We start from the raw sequence: 18,494 nt of genomic DNA, 5'->3' as shown, positions 1-18,494 counted from the left end.
TCGTTTGAGAGCCAAGTCAGTTCTCTATATCTTTTTATATACTCAAAATCATTCAATGTATCAGGGTTCTCTTTGAAGTAGAACCTGATCATAGCATCTGTCATGTAAAAGAGTGCTTCAAAATCACCTTTTTGCGAGCAACTATCTAAGTTGTCTATACTAGGTATTCTAGGTAGTTGCTCTAGCAGTTTTTTATGATACCCTTCCGAACTGGTATAAGTTCAGACAAACTGTTTAATGCCCCGTAAAAAAGCCCATCATCGGCTAAAACTTCGTCTTTGTGAGACAGCAAGCAATTTTTAACCAGAATCTCTTGAGCTTTTTTAGGGTCGCTAGCATCCCATCGCATATATTGACCGATAATAGCACGTGTTGGAACAGTAGCTAAAACTGTTTTATAGGCTGTGTTATCTTCATCAATTGGTAGATCGATTAGCTTCACTTTATTTTGACCGTATTTAGTTTTTGCATTTGCAATCATTTCTGCAGTAATGCCTTCGGGTAATTTATCACTCATTGTTTTTATATGTTTAAGTCGATTGATATTATAAATAATTCGTATTCGTTTTCAAGCTCTCCATCGCCTGTGACGTTTCTTTTGTTTCCTTTAAACTTAGCCCAGACACGATCGTAAATCATTTCATTCTCAGCATTGGCAAATGCTACATTTATAGGAAATGGTCTTATAAATGCTAGATCACCATATTTGTTTTCCAGTTCTGTTGACATATCCAAAGGCAGTGTTATACTACCTTCCTGATCTTTCTGCCCCATTCGCCAGCCTCGTGGCTCTCGTCTAAGCCCTCTCTGATACTCATGTGCATATTCGTAACCGTAACTGATTGCTGAAGGGTCAATGTTATAATTATTATCAAGGGTTACGGTTACATCACCAGCTGAATACACTTCTCCTAATCTTCTTATTCTAGCCATTGTTATGCTTGATTTTTAAGATTTATAGTACCAATTATCTCATTAACACACCCTGTTGGTACAACTGCAAAGCGTATTTTAAGCGTCTTTTCTATCAACAGATCACTATCTGCATCGGTGTATGTTTTGCCTTCTGAAATCAGATTACTACCTGCTAACTGATTAAATCTCTGATCGCCTATTGCATCAAAATAACCTACTATTGTAGCAGGCAGTTTGCCTTTCTCAAGCTGCACTGGCTTTTTCACTTCAGGCAGATAGACCAACCGCAAAGCACGCTTTGCTTCATCCATTGTATGACTGTAGTAAATAGTGTGTTGGTTGATGTTTCCTAAGTTATCTAAGACAATAGGAGCACACACGTGACCATCATTCCACCAGTAACCCGATAAGCCCTGATAGCGAATAGGAAAGACGTACCCTTTTGCGTTCAGTGTTTCGAGGTTATCAAATACTTCACTGTATTTTTTATGTGAACTCAAACCACCGACAACCCAGATATTACGGGTTGCATCAGTAAGGTTCTGTGTTGCAACTTCTGCTGGGTTTCTGTTCCAAGCTTGAGAAGCAATAACACCTAAAAATGTGCCTACATCGGCAAATTTTTTGCCCAGATCATCAAGGGTATCTGCATACGTCCAATCTTGACCAGCAATCAAAGTAACCTTTGTAGCTTCCAGTGTTGCTTCACCTACTTTTAAGGCTCTCAGATCAATAACGGTTGATAGATCAGTACCCATTGCACGACCTTCAAGCGATACGTGTAAAGGCATATCGTGTTCATCAGCCCACACCGCTAAATTTTGTAAGGGTTGTATTGCTGCTCTCACATCTGCATTTATACCATCAACCAAAGTATCGGTATAAGGTGCAACAGGATTGTACGCAACGCCTAAATCGGAAATTCTGCCTTCAGCATCAATAATCAATGCTTTTGCATCTGCAATCTTTTCTGCAGGCTTTACGGTTTGAGGTACTAAGCGAATGTGCAATGCACGCCCTTCACCAGCACGGCGGTAAAACTCTGTAATGTGCCTGTATACTCTTACTTTGTTTGTTGTGTCGTACGCTTCATCAATTCCAATTGCTTCTGCATCGGATGGACGCAACAGTTTATAAGTTGTAGACAGCAAAGCCTTTCCAGCCACGGCTACACCGTTGCAGATTAAACCAAATTCTCGGTTATCGCCTGCAACGTTTGTGCCTATTCTGCCTTCTTTTATTGTGACTCCACGTAAACTTGTCATAATTATTCAGGGTTTTGAAGTTGTTGTTTGCGAGTCTCGCAAGCTTCTATTATTTCACGACGCCCTTCACCTTCTAGCTCAACATCAAGAATCTCGTCAACTTCTTCTACAGTTTCAAGTGCGTATATTTGTGCAAGCTCTTCAAGTTCATCTGCAGATGCCAGTGATGTAGTTGAATAGTCGAGCGTGGTATACTTCTTTTTGTCTGCTTTCACTGATAAGCTTGCAAGGTTCTGAGACGTGAAAAACTCACCTTTATCATTTAGATAAAGCTTTTTGACTTTTAAGTCTTTGGCTATTTCTTTGCCTTTTTCAATTTGTTCTGCTGTAGCTGTCATAGCGTTTTATGATTTAGGTGATATAATTGCAGCAAAGCCTTCTAATACAAGAGGCATAGCAATAAAATAGTTACGAAAAGAAACGAGATTGCGTTGCATCGTTGGGTCGTTCTTTGCTTCTGACCAGTACATTTTGGTTAAGCCTGTAGCACGACCTGTTTTTTTGAGAGGAAAAACAAAAGAAGCTTGAGAGTGTACATCATCATCAGGAATAGTACCCAGCGAAACTTTTGTTTTTGTCGCTACATTGTAGTAAGGGTTTAGCTCATATTCTCTGAACTCAAAACCTAGCTGATTAGTGATAACACCACCTTGAAAGTTTGCATAGCTTTTACCAAACAATGATTTTTCTTCATTTAACAAATCGTTAACGTGATCAGGGCAAAGAATAAAGCGTAAACCTTCAATCTTAATTTTTGCTCTAGCATAGGCTGAACGTACATTAATAATATCTTCCCAGCGTAAGCGTCTGCGATTACCCACAAGCTCACCAGTTGTTAACAAAACGGGGTGTTGAATGTCATGATTCAAAGGAGCTAATGCATGTGCAGCTTTTCTCAGCCTGTTTTCAACAATAGCATCAGAATGCGAATCTTTAACCGTTTTGATCTTATCGTATGATAAGGCAAACAGTTCATCATCCGTAATGGGTGTTACTGTTGTTTGATATTTATCTAATGTGATAGTAATATCGTCACCATCCAGCTCTTGAATGGAGATAGGATATGTAGTATTATTGATCAAAACATCAGGACGAACACCGAAATAAATAGAATGGATTGCTTGTACTTCATCATTTCCTGTTACATGTCTACTGTAATCTTGTACCCCATCAAGAAAGGTATCTTTAAGACCCCATTCAAAGGCTTTAATTACTTCACCAGTCCAGACTTCTCTATAAACATTTGCCATTTTAGTAGTTTTATATGATTAATTAAATGTTTTATTAAGCAGGTTCAACGCCATATTTTGCTTTATACAAAGCGTTAAACTGTGTAGGGTTTGCAGTTTGCATAGCCTCTAAATCAGCAGAAGCATTTGCCTGATACCAGTCCCAGTTTTGAACTACTGCAGATGCACCGACAGCTTCACCAACAACTTCACTCTTTATAAGGCTGGCAATAGGTTGTACAATCGCAGAAGGGGCTTCTTTAGGTAGTATTGCAGTTAAAGCTTCAATACCTGCTGTAGCACCAATAAGCTCGTACGCAGTTCTCTGATCACCTGCAGCAACTTTCGCATTATCCAGCAGGGCTTTAATAACCGTTGCTTCTTTGGCTTTTGCTGAAGCTTCATAGCCTTCAGTCTTTTCTTTCATCTTTGCCATTATGTCTGCATCGCTACTTTCAGCAGTTACACCTTCAAGCTTATAAGTGTCAATAAGAATTTGTTTCATTTTATCACTTTTTGAATTAATATTTTGATTATCTAATTGTGCTGCAAAACGGTTATACATAGCCTCTGCAGTCATACCTTTTACTATTTCACTATCCAGTACTTGTATGTTTTTTGCGATTGCTGGCAGTTTCTTTTGTGCCAGTCCGTACTTCACCATCTCATCAGCATTAAGCCAATGATCACGACCATCAAACCACATTGATTTTATTTCGTCTGCTGTCATTCCTGTACGTTCTGTGAGTCGTTTTATGAAACTGCTTTCCATATCCTGCAGAAGTTTTGCAACAAGTAAATGTGCATCAGCATCGCCCGTCTCTGGGGCTGATGCTCTGTGTGCCATACCGAAACCATTTTCAACTATATACACGTTTGCTACAGAAGGCAGCAGATAGAAGCCCATTGAAGCTGCAACACCGTCAATGATGATGTTTATCTTCATTTTCGAGTTTAGCAAAGCATTGTACATAACATTGCCTTCGAGTACTGAACCGCCGTAACAGTGCATCCTGAAGGTTACTTCTTTATAGCCTTTTGCCTCAAAGCCTTCTAGTAATGCCGTGAAGGTTTCACCGTTATTGAAAAAGCCCCCGATATTACCGTACAGCTTTGCTTCAACATGTTCTTTATCTAGTTCTTTAATCTGCATAATCGTTTACATAAGCATTGTTTGAGCCGTTTTAAAGCGTTTTGAGATTGCTAAAGTATATCACTTTGCATTACATAGAACTATGAGATACAAAGCTGTTTTAACGAACAATAAAGCCACTTTATTAAATAGTTAAATGGCTTTATTCGTGGTTTGCAAACAGCCTGATAATCTGGGTAATATTGTTCTTAAAAAAGCTGAACAATGGCTAAGAAAGAGACTAAAAAGACTACAAAAGGAGCTGCAACAAAAAGTGAGATCAAACATGCAGAATGGTTGTATGTGGAAAAAGGTATATCACCTCAAGCTATTGCTGATGAACTGGAAAGGAATATCAAAACCATTTATGAATGGCGTGATAAATATGAATGGGATGATACAAAAGACTTATTTACTACAGGTCCTGCAGAACTTAAGAAAACGTTGCTACAGGCTGCAATGCGAAACGTAAACGGTATAACCAGAAAGAATGAAAAAGGAGAGGAAATAAAAGAAGTAGATGCAGATTCACTGAGTAAGGTTATGAAAGCTTACGACTACATAAGCAAGAAAGCAAGCCCTGCTGTAGTTCGTGATGTACTTGTTGAGCTTGACAAATTTGTGTGTGAGAGAGAACCGAAACTTGCAGCACAAATGACACAGTATCACAAGATGTTTTTAACATTCAAAATTCAGCAGGAGAATGGCAATTAACTATGACAAGATTCAGCGTGAATATGATGATCATTGTGTACTGATTCAAAAAGCTGCAACTATAAATATAAATGAAACACCTGATCAAAAATACAAGCGTATAAAATCACTTGAGGCTGATTTTCTTAAATGGTGGGCTTACTATTTTCCTCACTATGCTACTTGTGAATCAGCTCCTTTTCACAAAAAAATTGCTGATCTGCTAATCTTTAAATTCATTATAAAACTGCTGAATGATGCTTTTAGAGGTAGTGCAAAATCGGTGATAACGGTCTTAGGTGTACCGTTATTTCTGGCACTGGTTAAAAAGGAAATGTGGTTCATGTTGTTAGTTGGTCGCAATGATGAGAAAGCAACAGAATTGCTTGCAGATGTTCAGGCAGAACTTACACACAATGACAGATTAAAAAATGATTATGGTGATCAATTTAAGCATGGCAGTTGGGCTGATGGCAATTTCACGACAAAGGACGGTGTAAAGTTTCAGGCAATCGGTTTCGGACAAGACCCCAGAGGTTTGCGTAATGGTGAACACCGCCCCGACTATATCGCCTGTGATGATATTGACACACTGAAAATGTGTAACAATGATCGCTTGATACGTGAAGGAATGGACTATATAACCAGTTCGCTATGGGGGTGTTTTGATAAAGGAAATGAACGGTTTGTTTTTAACAACAACCTTATACATAAAAACTCTTTACAAGCCAAACTGATAGAGCAATCTGAAATAGCCAATAAAGCAGCCAAAGAACAAGGATTACCAAGAACATTTTATCATATCAAAACGCCTGCAGTACTGGATGCTGATTTTACACCTTCGTGGTCTGCAAAATATACGGCTCAGTACTGGAGAGAGAAACGTGCAGCAACACCTTACAGAGCGTGGATGCGTGAATATATGTGCATACCTCTTGTAGATGGTACAATATTCAACCCTGAATGGATGCAGTATAAAAAGATTCTGCCATTGCACATGTATGATAGTTTGTGCCTGTATGGTGACTTGTCTTACAAAGACAAAGGTGATTATAAAGCACTCGTTTTGGTTGGTAAAAAAGGTCGTGAATTTCATATCATAGACGCTTTTGTTCGTCAAACTTCTCGTGCTGTAGCTGCAACATGGTTGTATGACCTGTACGAAAAGTTACAGCTTCAAAAATACAATGTCAGATACTTGATAGAGGGGTTATTTGCACAAGATGAGTTTGTGAACGACTTTGATATGGAAGGTGACAGCCGTGGTTACTACATACCAGTGACAGCTGATAAAGGGCAAAAGCATAACAAGTTTGATCGTATTGAATCAATGGCAGGTTTCTTTGAGCGTCTCAATGTATTCTTCAATGAGCTTTTAAAGAACAAACAGGACATTGTAAATATGATTGATCAGTTGCTTGCTTTCGAGAAAGGAAGTGGTGCAAATGATGATGCACCTGATGCGTTACAGTCTGCAATATCAGAGCTTAACAAAGCCACTTTTATAGAGAAATTTGAAATAAGAACTACACCCCGAACAACGGGTAAAAACCGCTTTTAAATGGCACGATTTATATTAGAGTCAGATTATGACATGCAGATAAAAAACGAAATACTTCGTTTGTTGACCGCAACCGACTTTTACAACAGTCCTAAACTGTTTAGAGCCGAACAAACAGCATTGGCACAAATACGCAACAGGATAGGCAAACGCTATGATTGCAGGTTGATTTTTGCACCCATTTTAGAAGGTGAAAAAGATACACGTGATCAGTATATTGTAACTGCAACAATCGACATTGCTTTATATCACCTGTACAGTCAAACAGGGATGAAGGATATACCAGAACACCGATCAACCCGATACCAAGATGTAATTGACTGGCTTAAAGATGTAGGTAACGGTACTAATCCTGTTGACTTGCCACCTGTTGTTGATGAAAACGGCAATCAATACACTGAGGTACGCATAAACAGCAAACCGCAAGAAAATCAAAGATGGTAAACAATTTAAACTTACTTTAAATGGGCTTTAAAGATTTTTTCAACTGGGGTAAAAGTCCTGTTTCACAAGCAGCACCCAAAAAAGAAGTTCGTGAGATGGCTCTTACCATCGCTCAAGAATTTACAGATAGAAACCGAAAAGACATAGACGGTTGGAGACAACACTTAAGAGCTGCAGAAAGCCCCGATGACCCACGCTGGTACGGTATGCAAGATACTATTGAGGACTTGATACTTGATGCACATCTTGCATCTGTTATTGATGTGCGTAAATCTGCAACGCTCAACCATAGAGGTTATGTAAGAGATAAGACAACTAAAAAAGAACTGGACGAACAAACCGACTTTTTAAACAAGCAATGGTTTTTTGAGTTCTTAGATAATGCACTTGATTCTGTATTTAAAAAATACACAGTAGCACAATTTTTCAGAATAAATGATCTGCCAAAATTCAGCATCATACCAAGAAGAAACATTTGTCCTCAAAAGGCACGAATGTACTTAGAGGTTGCAGGCAATGAATATGTGAATTATCTCGAAGTTCCCAATGTGATAGAGATTATGCACCCTTCTAAATTTGGGCTTATCAATGATGTCATACCCAATGTAATTTGGAAGCGTAACGCTTTACAGTCATATGCTGAATTTACAGAGCGATTCAGTAAACCACTGATCACAGCAACAACCAACAATACTGCAGAAGTTCCAAAGATTGAAAAGTCATTACAAAATTTAGGTGATTCTGGTACTGGTGTTTTACCGTACGGAACAACAATCACCATACACGATTTAGCAAACGCTGGTAATCCTGAAAAAACGTATATCGAAAATGCAAAGCTTCAAAACAATGAAGTAAGCAAAAGAATGGTAGGTTCGACAACAATGGTTGATGAAGGTGCAAACAGATCACAAACGGAAATACACGAGAAAACACTTGATGATAAAATTGCATTGGCAGATCGTAGAAATATGATGTTCTGCATAAATGATCAACTTTTTCCGATACTCCAAAATCTAGGTTTCAACTTTGATAATACGAAGCATGAATATGTATTTGACGAAACAGAAGATCAAACATTGAGCGAACAGTGGAATATTGCTAGAGAAGCTATGGAGCTGGGTTATGAGATGGATGAAGAAGAACTAAGAAAGACTTATAATTTACCGATCATAGGTAAAAGAGCAGCGAGTAATGTATTAGATACAGGCAAAACACCAACAGCTTTTAGTGGAAATTTTCGATAAGGGAACAAGCAAGGGCAAACTATGTTCCCATTCAATTATATAAAGACATTTGCCCACACTGTAAAGGTTCTCATCCAGTAGCTGAAGAAGGTCTGCCATTTCAGTACACAGATGAGCTTAGCAAGCTAAGACAGTCTATTTTAGAGCGTGCCAGCAAAGGTGAAGACCTTGACAGCTTACTTGATTTAACTGTCAGAACATTATCAGGCAGTGTTATTGATTCTTTTCAATCTCAAGCAGACTTTACTACACCTGATGCAGAAATGTTGACTCATCTGGTGCGTGACGTGTGGAACTTCAGTGCATCAAAGAACTATCAACAAATGCGAGATTTAACCCTTGCATTAAAAGATAATGAAGGTAAAGTACGTTCATTTTCAGACTTTAAAGAAGCTGCAGAAGGTATACTAGATCAATACAATATAACGTGGCTTGAGACTGAATATAACTTTGCTATTGCAGCTTCACAGAGTGCTGCCAGATGGGCTGAATTTGAAAGAGAGGCTGATGTAATACCAAACCTTAAATATCAAACGGTCGGTGATGATCACGTACGTGCAGCTCATCAGTTACTTGATGGTATAATAAGACCTCTTAAGGATAGCTTTTGGACTACTCATTACCCACCTAACGGCTGGGGCTGTAGATGCGAAGCAGTACAGGAACTCGCAGGATATGGACGTGTAACACTGGATAAAAATATACCTGATGTGGGTATACCTGAAATGTTTAAAACCAATTTAGCTAATACAGGGCTTATTTATCCACAAAATCACCCGTATTACACAGGTGTACCCAGAGCAGAAATAACCAAAGCATTATCTTATTTACCACCTAAAAACACTTTTATAGATGTTGATTTTGGTAAAGGTATTTCACTTGAGATACACCCACTTCACGGAGATAAAGAACTGATTGAAAATATAGATATAAGTAAGCTTTTAAAAAAGTATGACAAGAAAGCCCAGATTAAGCTATTACCGATCATTTCTGAGAAAGATGCAGAAGCAAGAAAGCTTTATTTGCCTGAAAGCTATTTACAAAAGTTTCCTAAAAAGAACCCTGATGCAATGTATAATAAAAAACCGATTGAATATGAAACTTCAAATGGTAGTAAATCATCTATTCAGAATGCAATTAAAAACGGCAAAAAGCAGGCTGAACACATTGTAATACATATACCCGAAAGCATGGATATAAACCAAGCTGATCAGATCATAAAGGGGCAATTAAAGCACTATGAAGGTAAAGAAGATTTAACCGTGTGGCTGGTTAATAACACTGAGAAGCTTGAGTATAAAACAGAACAAAAGCGACAATAACCGAAGTTAAAACCGCTTTTGTGGAGGTTAAGCCCTCAAGCCAAACCGATACAAATATACAAACATTATATTAATATACAAATATTATGGCAGGAGTTGCTAAATTACAATTACTTATAGACTTAAGAAACAACTTAAGGCGTGGTCTTGATACAGCACGCAGGCAGGTTACAAGGGCTGTAGGAGGTATGCAAGATCGTTTAAATGCTTTCGGTGTCCGAAATTCCCAGATATTTGAATCTATTCAGGCTCAAGTACCTGCTCTGTCTGGGGCTTTGGGTTCTTTAGCCAACCCATACATGGCAGTTGGTGCAGTCATAGCCGCTGTTGGTGCAGCTATTGTAAAATGTACAATGGCTGCAAATGACTGGCATGTGCAAATGGCAGAAATAAACGTCACTGCAGAACTATCTAAAAAAATGCTGGGTAAACTTTCAGACAAATTACTTGAGATAGGTGGTCGAAATGTGGCTGAACTCGAAGAAGTACCCAAAGCATTCAGTAAAATTATATCTGCAGGTCTTAGTGTCAAACAATCCTTAGATACATTAGAACCAACTTTGAGAGCTGCAAAAGCAGGTTTCTCAGAAATTGAAACTGTTGCAGCTGCAGGTACTGCAGTTATGATGTCAACAGGCTATGAAGCTACTCGTGTGTATGATATTCTTTTCGAAACAGTAAAAGAAGGTAATGCAGAGTTTAAAGACATATCACAATACCTACCCAAAGTAATACCACTCGCAAAGAATGTAGGCTACGAACTTGAACAAACTGCAGGTGCTTTTGCAATGCTTACAGGACGTTTAAGTGTAGAAAAGTCTGCAACCTCTTTAGAAGGTATTATGCGTGCGTTATCCTCTCAGAAAATAGCCATAGGGCAAATTGATAAAGCAACAGGTAAGTACGTGTCAGGGTTCAAATCAATAGGTATAGATGTTTTTGACCCAATGACAAAAAAAATCAAACCAATTTTAGACATAGTCAAAGAACTGGATAGTCAAATGAAAGGTTTGTCTGATAAAGATCGAATGATCAAATTTGATAAACTAGGTCTTGATCAGATGGGAACTTTAGGTATTTCTTCATTAATGCAAGATATACCAGCACTTGAAAAAGCTATAAATGCTACAACCAACTCTGCAGGCTCAATGGAAAAAGCCTATACTGATTCATTAACACCACTCGAAAGCTGGAAAATAATTCAAAACCAGATTAAAGTTGAAATGATACATATAGGAGAACTGTTTTTACCTATTCTTTCTCAAGTTGGTGAAAAAGTACTAGGTATCATTCAATACTGGAAAGATTTGTATAGAAGTTCAGAAATGTTCCGTGACCTTATTAGCGGTTTAGGCTTAGTTTTCGAAGTTCTATTTAAAATCACTTATGGAGGTATTATTTTAATAGTGAATATAGTTAACAATCTGTATTCTATTATCTCTGCTGTAGTTGGCAAATTGGGTGAATGGCTTGGTAAGATCACAGGTTTGAAAGGAGGCTTTAAAGACTTATACAGTTCTGTTAGACCTTATTTAATGTGGCTTAAAGATATGCTAGTTGAGATTGGAAGTCTCTTATATGATGTATTCACTTTAAACTTTGAAGGTGCTTATAACAAGCTCACCAACTTCAAGATGCCTAATATGGATAATATTAGGGAAAGAATAAAAGTTGATGTTGAAAAGAATGATGATTCAGGCGACTTTTCAGGTGTACCTACAGCTATAACAGGCGATACAGGCAGCACAACTGGTACAGGCAGCACTACAATAGCCGATGATATGAAAGGTATTAAAGGCGGTACTCAAACTAAGAATATCACTATCAATATTGACAGTTTTATAAAAGGTTTTTCACCAACACACCAAACATTTAACGGCTTAAGTGTAGACGAATTTGAGCGTAAAATGACAGAAATGTTTATGAGAGTTATAAGAGGTGCAGAAACAGCTTCATAATATAATGATATGGCATATAATGTAGATATGACAAGCTTTACAAGCAGATTAGATGCTGTATTGCAAACTTACCAACGATTACCCCCTGAAATAGCAACAATAGCTGTAAACTTCAGTAAAGATCGTTTTAGAGAACAAGCGTGGCTGGATAGAACAAAACACCCTTGGAAGCCTCGCAAAAAAGTGCGAGGTCGATCAAAAAGGAGAAGCCAGACATTACTTGTTGACAAAGGACGCTTAAAAAGAAGTATTCGAAAGATCAAAGCAACAATTGATGAAGTAATAATAGGTACAGATGTTGAGTATGCAGAAATACACAATGCAGGCGGTGAAATAAATAAAACCGTCAATGTAAGATCACATACAGTAAAATCGCACCGAAGAAAAGCACATACACGCACCAGAGCTGGACGTACAGAGAAGGTAAAAACGCAGACTGTAAAATCGTTTACAGTAAGAGCACACAAACGTAAAATGAATTTAAAGATACCACAACGCCAGTTTTTAGGTGAAAGTTATACATTGATCAGAAGAATAGAATTACATACAATAGCCCGATTCAGAAGGGCTTTAAGATAACTAATTATGATACAACCATTACTGAACCTCTATAAACTATTTGAGGAGAACAAAGAAGAGTTTGAAAAATATGACCTCGAATCACATTTCTTTATTGATCTGTACAGGTCACAGCCTGAAGAACCAGATCAATATGAATATTTTTCATTACCTGCCATATTTGTAGATTATCAACTTGTAGGACAAGGAAGAAACAAACCTCGATTAGTAACTATGATACTGCATGTTGTTACAGATGAAATGCCTGATGCATCAAATGTAATGATAGAGCATGCAAGCGGTTTAAAAAGATTCCTATATCATACCATTATACAAGAGCTTCTTGAAGGTACAAGACTAGGTAATACAAGCCGTTTAGAGTTTGTCAATGAAGCAATAGTAGATACACAAGTAGTAAATTACCACAATCAATCCTATACTTTTGAAGCCTATCTGCAAGATTTGACAGGCACACCTGAAGAAATTGAATACGGTATAATTGAGCTTATCAGGTTACAAGGACAACTGGTAAAAGAAATAGAATAACTATTTGTATTTTATCAAAAAAATAATAGAATATGCAAGTATAATATACTATACTTGCATATTATTTTTTTATTCTATAATATATGACAACTACAGAATTAATAAAATTACTACAGAAGTTAGAAAAAGGAGCAAGTGGCAGAAGCCGTGAAATAAGTATTTATACCAAAGATGAAAGCGGTGAAGAAGTTTGCATAATGAGAGAATCACATACACTTGTATTTGGTTCAAGTGGAGATGGGTGTGCAGGGGCTGAGCTGCAATTAATTATAGAATGACATGAAAGTATTTGTTCGTATATATCAGAAGCCTTTAAAGATTAAGGTATATTCCTCACTGATTGCTCTGATTGAGGATAGCAACCTAGATGATCTGGGTGCAAGCAAATCAAAGCTAGAAAAGCATCCTTTCAATGATTTTGACTATGTTACACACAAAGTTATCATATCAAAAAAAGAAACTATATCAACAGGAGATGTCAGACGCTCATTACAACTACAAAGTGATTTACCACCAAATAAAACAAACTTATGAAAGCAGATGAATTAAGAATTGGAAATAAAGTTATCTATAATAGTATAGTATATCAGGTTTTAGGAATTGTCCTATCAGATATAAAAAGTACTCCTTACCAATATAGTATTACTTTAGTTAACCCACACCAACCAACTACTATTGTAAACCTTGAATTGATTGAACCTATTTCTTTAACAGAAGATATACTTCTATCATTTAAATTTAGAAAGAATAAGAATATTTTCACTAAAGATATATTGTTTCGTCTAACAGAAGAAGATGGCTATTTCTATATTGTATGGGGTGATTGCTTCAAACGTACAACAATATATGATCTTCACTCACTTCAAAACTTATATTTTACTTTAACTGGAAAAATCTTATGAAACCAACATACAATATAAATATATATATTCGTCCTATTCAAAAGGAAGCTATTTTAAAAGCTAATAAATTCATGGAAGATCTTATAAGAATATTAGCTAGAAGAACTTTAAAATAAGCAATTCAATTCATACACATTTGTTATCACATCCTTTTCTTAAAAAGTGCGTATATTGATGATAACAGAGTGTTATCAATATAGACACAAAATAAAGCACTTTCATGGTTCACCGCTAGGTGTCCATCAAAGTGCTTTATTCATGCGGTTTTCGAGCCGTTTTTAACCAGTCTTTTACCAGTCTTTTACCAGTGAGGTGTTATCATTCTATTATTTGAACCTCTTTTATATCAACATCTTAACATCTTAAACTATTTTGCCGTTTTTGTTCTGCCCTCTAATAATTATTTTACGTTCTTTACTAAGGGCAATTTTACAATAAACTCACTACCAACACCTAGTTCGCTCTTAACAGAGACACTTCCTCCATGCTTTTCAGTAATACGTTTTACGTAATTTAAGCCAATTCCATGACCTTTAGCATGAGTCGTTTTTCCAACACGCGAATATTTTTCGAAAACAACATTTAAGTTCTCTTCTGAAATACCCACTCCTGTATCTTTTACCGAAATACAGACATTATTATTTTCATTGTATAATCTAATATGTATATCGATTGAGTCTTTCGAATATTTTATTGCATTACTTATTAAGTTCGAAACCAAATGTTCCATATGATCTTTATCTGCGAAAATCATAGAATCCTTCAATTCATTATCGACATCTATTTCAGGTGACCCAGGCGTTGTATCAACAGCCTTATCCGCTAAATCGAAAACAACTTTCACAATATCAAATTCGGTAGGATGCAATTCGAAAAGGCCTTCATCATCCTGAGCAAGACTTAAGAACATTTCTGTTCGACTTGTCATATTTAGAATCTCTTCTTCTCCAATCCTCAACATGCGAGTTCTTTTTTCCTCATTCAAAATTATCTTCTCATTTCCTAGAGAATTCATTGTCTGACGCAAAACGGCCAAAGGACGTTTAAACTCATGGGATACTTCTGAGAAAAAGTCATTTTTCAAGCTTGCCAATTGTTTCTGTTTCGCTAAAGTTTTCTTTTGTATGTGTAAACTGTATATACAGAATATAGAAAGCAATAATGAAAGAACCAACATCCAAGCCATCTGAGGATAAATCTCCCACATTGGACTAATAAGGACTAATCGAAGTACTTTCGTTTGTTTTAGATTCAGAGGGATACCTTTAGAATAAAGAATATCTGAGGGCTTAGAAGCTCCAGAGAAAGAAGTTTCTAATACTTCATTAGAATCTACATCCACAATTTCCGAATAGAACTTCAATTTAATATTATTCTCTTTAAACAAAGTTCCAGCCAAACTATCTATTGAATGCAAGTTTACAGGATACTTTCTTCCTACAAATTCCTCCATTGCTAAATTCATAGCAGAAACCAATCCTTTATCTCTACTATGTTTTTTATTTTCTTGAGCACCGCCTCCAATACGAGTGATTTTTGTAGTATCAACCCCTGGAGGAGGTGTCGTTCCTGCATATTTAACATCAGGCGTACTAGTTCCCCCTTTTAATTCTAGGCGTGCATTCAAATCCATATTGTATACTGATTGCGTAGTCAAATTCAACTCACGTTGAAGCAAGTCTAAATTCGTCTGAAACAGACGATAAACTAGCAAAGCTTGTAATAAAAATATTACTCCAACTGCGCAGATAGAGAACCTCGTCATATAAGTATACTTCATAAAGTAAAGATATTAAATCATTTTATTGCTCAAGCACTATACAAAGAATCAAATATAAGACAAAAATAGATAAAACGCTGCTATTTTATAATTACAAATAAGAAAGAAAAGAAAGAAAAACATCAATAAAGATTTAACCTGAAAGAGCTCTTATTCGAGAAAAATATGACTATTTTATTATATAAACATCTGAACAACAGATGTATCTTTACTTCTAGGAAAGTATAATAAAAACATCAATAAAAAGTCAATTATGAAAAAGAAAGAAGTCAAAGATTTTAAAAAATTAGAAAATAGTGACTTAAAAAAGATCAGAGGAGGTGAGAAACATTGGGTATATGCAGGAGGAGAGTGGTTTTACTACGAGAGTGAAAATCAAAAATAAGAATTTGATCTTTTTCCAGTAAATAAAAAAAGCTAATCATATGACTAGCTTTTTTTATTTACTATTATTTTAGATGCACCTCAACCTTTTGAGTAGGATCACCGTCTTTATTTCTCTTGTCTACTGAAGCTACAAAGTGCTGTGCTAAAAGAGCAAAAGCTTCGCCAGTCACCGAATTGTCATTCAAAGCTACCGGACTACCACTATCTCCTCCTTCACATATACTTTGTACAATAGGTATCTGACCTAATAGAGGAACATTCATTTCCTCAGCCAAATTCTTTGCTCCATCTTTTCCAAAGATATAGTATTTATTCTCGGGAAGTTCAGCAGGTGTAAACCATGCCATATTTTCGACTAATCCTAAAATCGGTACATTTACTTTTTCATTGGTAAACATATCAATACCCTTACGTGCATCAGCCAAAGCAACCTCCTGAGGAGTACTTACAACTACAGCTCCTGTTATTGGTAAGGTTTGAACCAAAGTCAAATGTATATCGCTTGTTCCTGGAGGAAAGTCAATCAAGAAATAATCGAGCTTACCCCAATTACCATCAGTTATCAATTGTTTTAAAGCATTACCTGCCATAGCTCCGCGCCAAACAATAGCACTCTCTTTCTTCACAAAGAAACCTATTGACAACATTTTCACACCGTATTTATCAACGGGAATTATCATTTCCTTATTCCCTACAAGCTCCAAGAATGGTTGAACATCTTCCACATCAAACATTTTCGGCATAGAAGGACCAAATATATCCGCATCAAGCACACCTACTTTATAACCTTGTTTTGCTAATGCAACTGCCAGATTAGCTGTTACAGTACTCTTACCAACACCTCCTTTTCCTGATGATATAGCTATGATGTTTTTAACTTCAGGCAATAGCTTAGGAGCAGCGGGAGGAGGAGCAACTTCGTTTGTTTTAACTTCAATATTTCCCTTTATATCAATATCGGGACTTATATATGTAAGTATGGCCGTTTCGCAGGCTTTAACTACAGATTTAATAAAAGGATCGTTAGGCTTTTCGAAAAGCATAGAGAAACTAACTTTATTACCTTCGATATGAATATCATCAGATACAAGTCCCATTTCTACGACATCCTTACCTGTTCCGGGATAACGCACATTACGTAGCGCATCAAGAACTAATTTCGGATATATTTTTATACTCATTATATATTATTTTAGTTGGATTCTTATTTATATTCGTTTTGTTAGAATTTGAGAGTTACTTCTTCCATAACTCCGATAACTATCTTGCTCTATTTCAACTTCAGGTTCTACCCAATCTTCTTTAGGCAAATACTCGAATTTAAGGTACTTTATGTTCAGACCTCGTGCAATCCACTGTTGTTCATAAAATGTTTTGATACTTAAGATATCATCTACTAAATCCGAATGATATAAATCATCTGTCTTAAATAGCACCTTCAGATCATTCAAATCTACCATTTCTGAAGTATAAGTAAACATAAAATTACTATCCGATTTCAAATGAACTACTCCATTGGGCTTAAGAAACTGTGCATATAGTTTCATAAAACGTGTTGAAGTCATTCGTCTATTTACTTTATTCATCTGAGGATCTGGAAAAGTAATCCATATTTCTGAGACTTCTCCCTCATCAAAGAAATTACTTAGCAGTTCGATATGAGTTCGTAAAAAAGCTACATTCTCCAATTTCTCTTCAAAAGACTGCTTAGCCCCCGACCACATACGAGCTCCTTTGATATCGACACCTATGAAATTATTCTCTGGATATAGTTTTGCCAATCCCACAGAATATTCACCTTTTCCGCATCCCAATTCGAGGATTATGGGATTATTGTTTTTAAAAAACATCTCATTCCACTTTCCTTTCATTTCAAATCCTTTTTCCTTTAATACAGCAAAAGGATATTGAAACACATGTGGATATTCATTCATATTAGCAAACTTTGCTAATTTATTCTTTCCCATATTTCGACTCTCTTAGAACTATAATATTTTATGATACTTAATAATAGGTATACACCTCAAATTAAAAGACAAAGATACATTAAAAAGAGTGTACTGTAAATATCTTGATTAGACTTATAACAAGAAAGCTAAATCACTTTCTTAAACTTCTTTCGTTATATATTTGTTTACATAAGGGTACAAGTGTCATAATCTTTTAAGGACTTATACCTTTTTTATAACTTTGGTAAGTATGACAGTTATAGCCAGCCAACGCTAAAGTGTAGAGCTAAATACTTTTATTTAATTAATAAAATAACAAATATGGAATACGAAATAAAGCATAATTTAGAAGAAGAAAGATTTGAAGCTTTGTCAAATCAGGAAATAGTAGGAGTAATAAATTACTATAAAGAAGATAATGTATTGGTGGTTACTCATACGGGTGTAGAATCAAAATACGAAGGGCAAGGGATTGCTGGTGCATTGACAAAATATTTATTGACTTATATAACCAAGAATAATTTAAAAGTCACACCGCTCTGTTCTTATACCAAAACCTATATTGATCGCCACCCCGAATATCAAAACTTAATTAAACAGGAATATGAA

General features: G+C 36.2%; 22 protein-coding genes. 13 read left to right on the top strand and 9 right to left on the bottom strand.

The window, feature by feature from the left end; genetic code table 11:
* Nucleotides 1-181: 181 nt before the first annotated feature.
* From HGC4_RS18010 to HGC4_RS17985, 6 genes are read right to left on the bottom strand one after another with little or no spacing between them, the layout of a single operon-like run.
* Nucleotides 182-517 carry a hypothetical protein gene (locus HGC4_RS18010; RefSeq protein ID WP_050711529.1) on the bottom strand — a complete coding sequence of 112 codons (336 nt, stop codon included), beginning with the start codon at nucleotides 515-517 and terminating at the stop codon, nucleotides 182-184.
* 5 nt (nucleotides 518-522) lie between these two features.
* The gene (locus tag HGC4_RS18005; protein ID WP_050711528.1) at nucleotides 523-933 is read right to left on the bottom strand and encodes a hypothetical protein; all 411 of its coding nucleotides are present in this window, start codon (nucleotides 931-933) and stop codon (nucleotides 523-525) included.
* Nucleotides 934-935: 2 nt separating this feature from the next.
* Entirely contained in the window at nucleotides 936-2,180 is a 1,245-nt protein-coding gene (locus tag HGC4_RS18000) for a DUF2586 family protein (protein WP_050711527.1), read from the bottom strand.
* A gap of 2 nt (nucleotides 2,181-2,182) precedes the next feature.
* Nucleotides 2,183-2,518 (bottom strand): hypothetical protein, encoded by a 336-nt coding sequence (locus HGC4_RS17995; protein WP_050711526.1) that lies wholly within the window; start codon nucleotides 2,516-2,518, stop codon nucleotides 2,183-2,185.
* A gap of 6 nt (nucleotides 2,519-2,524) precedes the next feature.
* The gene (locus tag HGC4_RS17990) at nucleotides 2,525-3,430 is read right to left on the bottom strand and encodes a hypothetical protein (RefSeq protein ID WP_050711525.1); all 906 of its coding nucleotides are present in this window, start codon (nucleotides 3,428-3,430) and stop codon (nucleotides 2,525-2,527) included.
* Between the two features lie 34 nt (nucleotides 3,431-3,464).
* Nucleotides 3,465-4,562, bottom strand: coding sequence for an ATP-dependent Clp protease proteolytic subunit (locus HGC4_RS17985; RefSeq protein WP_050711524.1), 1,098 nt, complete (start codon nucleotides 4,560-4,562; stop codon nucleotides 3,465-3,467).
* Between the two features lie 204 nt (nucleotides 4,563-4,766).
* On the opposite strand from HGC4_RS17985, the gene HGC4_RS17980 reads away from it, so the two are divergent.
* From HGC4_RS17980 to HGC4_RS17930, 11 genes are all read left to right on the top strand, one after another.
* Nucleotides 4,767-5,255, top strand: coding sequence for a terminase gpP N-terminus-related DNA-binding protein (locus tag HGC4_RS17980; protein WP_050711523.1), 489 nt, complete (start codon nucleotides 4,767-4,769; stop codon nucleotides 5,253-5,255).
* Complete coding sequence (locus HGC4_RS17975) at nucleotides 5,245-6,795, top strand: hypothetical protein (RefSeq protein WP_050711522.1); 1,551 nt, start codon at nucleotides 5,245-5,247, stop codon at nucleotides 6,793-6,795. Before HGC4_RS17980 ends, HGC4_RS17975 begins: the two co-directional genes overlap by 11 nt.
* Entirely contained in the window at nucleotides 6,796-7,239 is a 444-nt protein-coding gene (locus HGC4_RS17970; protein WP_050711521.1) for a phage protein Gp36 family protein, read from the top strand.
* A gap of 20 nt (nucleotides 7,240-7,259) precedes the next feature.
* A complete protein-coding gene (locus HGC4_RS17965) occupies nucleotides 7,260-8,483 on the top strand; it encodes a phage portal protein family protein (RefSeq protein ID WP_050711520.1) in 1,224 nt (407 codons plus the stop codon).
* A gap of 263 nt (nucleotides 8,484-8,746) precedes the next feature.
* Entirely contained in the window at nucleotides 8,747-9,805 is a 1,059-nt protein-coding gene (locus tag HGC4_RS17960) for a phage minor head protein (RefSeq protein WP_082204238.1), read from the top strand.
* Between the two features lie 86 nt (nucleotides 9,806-9,891).
* Nucleotides 9,892-11,763: a phage tail tape measure protein gene (locus HGC4_RS17955; RefSeq protein WP_050711518.1), complete on the top strand. Its 1,872-nt coding sequence runs from the start codon at nucleotides 9,892-9,894 to the stop codon at nucleotides 11,761-11,763.
* Between the two features lie 9 nt (nucleotides 11,764-11,772).
* Entirely contained in the window at nucleotides 11,773-12,342 is a 570-nt protein-coding gene (locus HGC4_RS17950; protein WP_050711517.1) for a phage virion morphogenesis family protein, read from the top strand.
* 6 nt (nucleotides 12,343-12,348) lie between these two features.
* The gene (locus tag HGC4_RS17945; RefSeq protein WP_050711516.1) at nucleotides 12,349-12,867 is read left to right on the top strand and encodes a hypothetical protein; all 519 of its coding nucleotides are present in this window, start codon (nucleotides 12,349-12,351) and stop codon (nucleotides 12,865-12,867) included.
* A gap of 83 nt (nucleotides 12,868-12,950) precedes the next feature.
* Nucleotides 12,951-13,145: a hypothetical protein gene (locus tag HGC4_RS17940; protein ID WP_050711515.1), complete on the top strand. Its 195-nt coding sequence runs from the start codon at nucleotides 12,951-12,953 to the stop codon at nucleotides 13,143-13,145.
* A gap of 1 nt (nucleotide 13,146) precedes the next feature.
* Entirely contained in the window at nucleotides 13,147-13,401 is a 255-nt protein-coding gene (locus HGC4_RS17935) for a hypothetical protein (RefSeq protein ID WP_050711514.1), read from the top strand.
* Nucleotides 13,398-13,769, top strand: a complete 372-nt coding sequence (locus tag HGC4_RS17930) for a hypothetical protein (protein ID WP_050711513.1) — start codon at nucleotides 13,398-13,400, stop codon at nucleotides 13,767-13,769. The genes HGC4_RS17935 and HGC4_RS17930 overlap by 4 nt, the downstream gene beginning before the upstream one ends.
* Before the next feature lie 400 nt (nucleotides 13,770-14,169).
* Here HGC4_RS17930 and HGC4_RS17925 read toward each other — a convergent pair whose 3' ends face one another.
* On the bottom strand, nucleotides 14,170-15,549 hold the full coding sequence (locus tag HGC4_RS17925; RefSeq protein WP_082204237.1) for a sensor histidine kinase: 1,380 nt from the start codon (nucleotides 15,547-15,549) through the stop codon (nucleotides 14,170-14,172).
* 253 nt (nucleotides 15,550-15,802) lie between these two features.
* Here HGC4_RS17925 and HGC4_RS18755 point away from each other — a divergent pair, with 253 nt between their 5' ends.
* A complete protein-coding gene (locus HGC4_RS18755; RefSeq protein WP_157258386.1) occupies nucleotides 15,803-15,934 on the top strand; it encodes a ComC/BlpC family leader-containing pheromone/bacteriocin in 132 nt (43 codons plus the stop codon).
* 64 nt (nucleotides 15,935-15,998) lie between these two features.
* Here HGC4_RS18755 and HGC4_RS17920 read toward each other — a convergent pair whose 3' ends face one another.
* Complete coding sequence (locus HGC4_RS17920) at nucleotides 15,999-17,111, bottom strand: Mrp/NBP35 family ATP-binding protein (protein WP_050711565.1); 1,113 nt, start codon at nucleotides 17,109-17,111, stop codon at nucleotides 15,999-16,001.
* Between the two features lie 33 nt (nucleotides 17,112-17,144).
* Entirely contained in the window at nucleotides 17,145-17,903 is a 759-nt protein-coding gene (gene trmB, locus HGC4_RS17915; protein WP_050711511.1) for a tRNA (guanosine(46)-N7)-methyltransferase TrmB, read from the bottom strand.
* A 303-nt stretch (nucleotides 17,904-18,206) separates the two neighbouring features.
* On the opposite strand from trmB, the gene HGC4_RS17910 reads away from it, so the two are divergent.
* Nucleotides 18,207-18,494, top strand: a 288-nt coding sequence (locus tag HGC4_RS17910; protein ID WP_157258385.1) for a GNAT family N-acetyltransferase, incomplete at its 3' end; no start/stop codon positions are given.

Source organism: Dysgonomonas sp. HGC4, assembly GCF_001261715.1.
In the GTDB taxonomy this organism is placed as follows: Bacteria; Bacteroidota; Bacteroidia; order Bacteroidales; family Dysgonomonadaceae; genus Dysgonomonas_A.
Note: the sequence above shows the minus strand (reverse complement) of the source record. Positions and strands in the feature narration are given on the sequence as shown.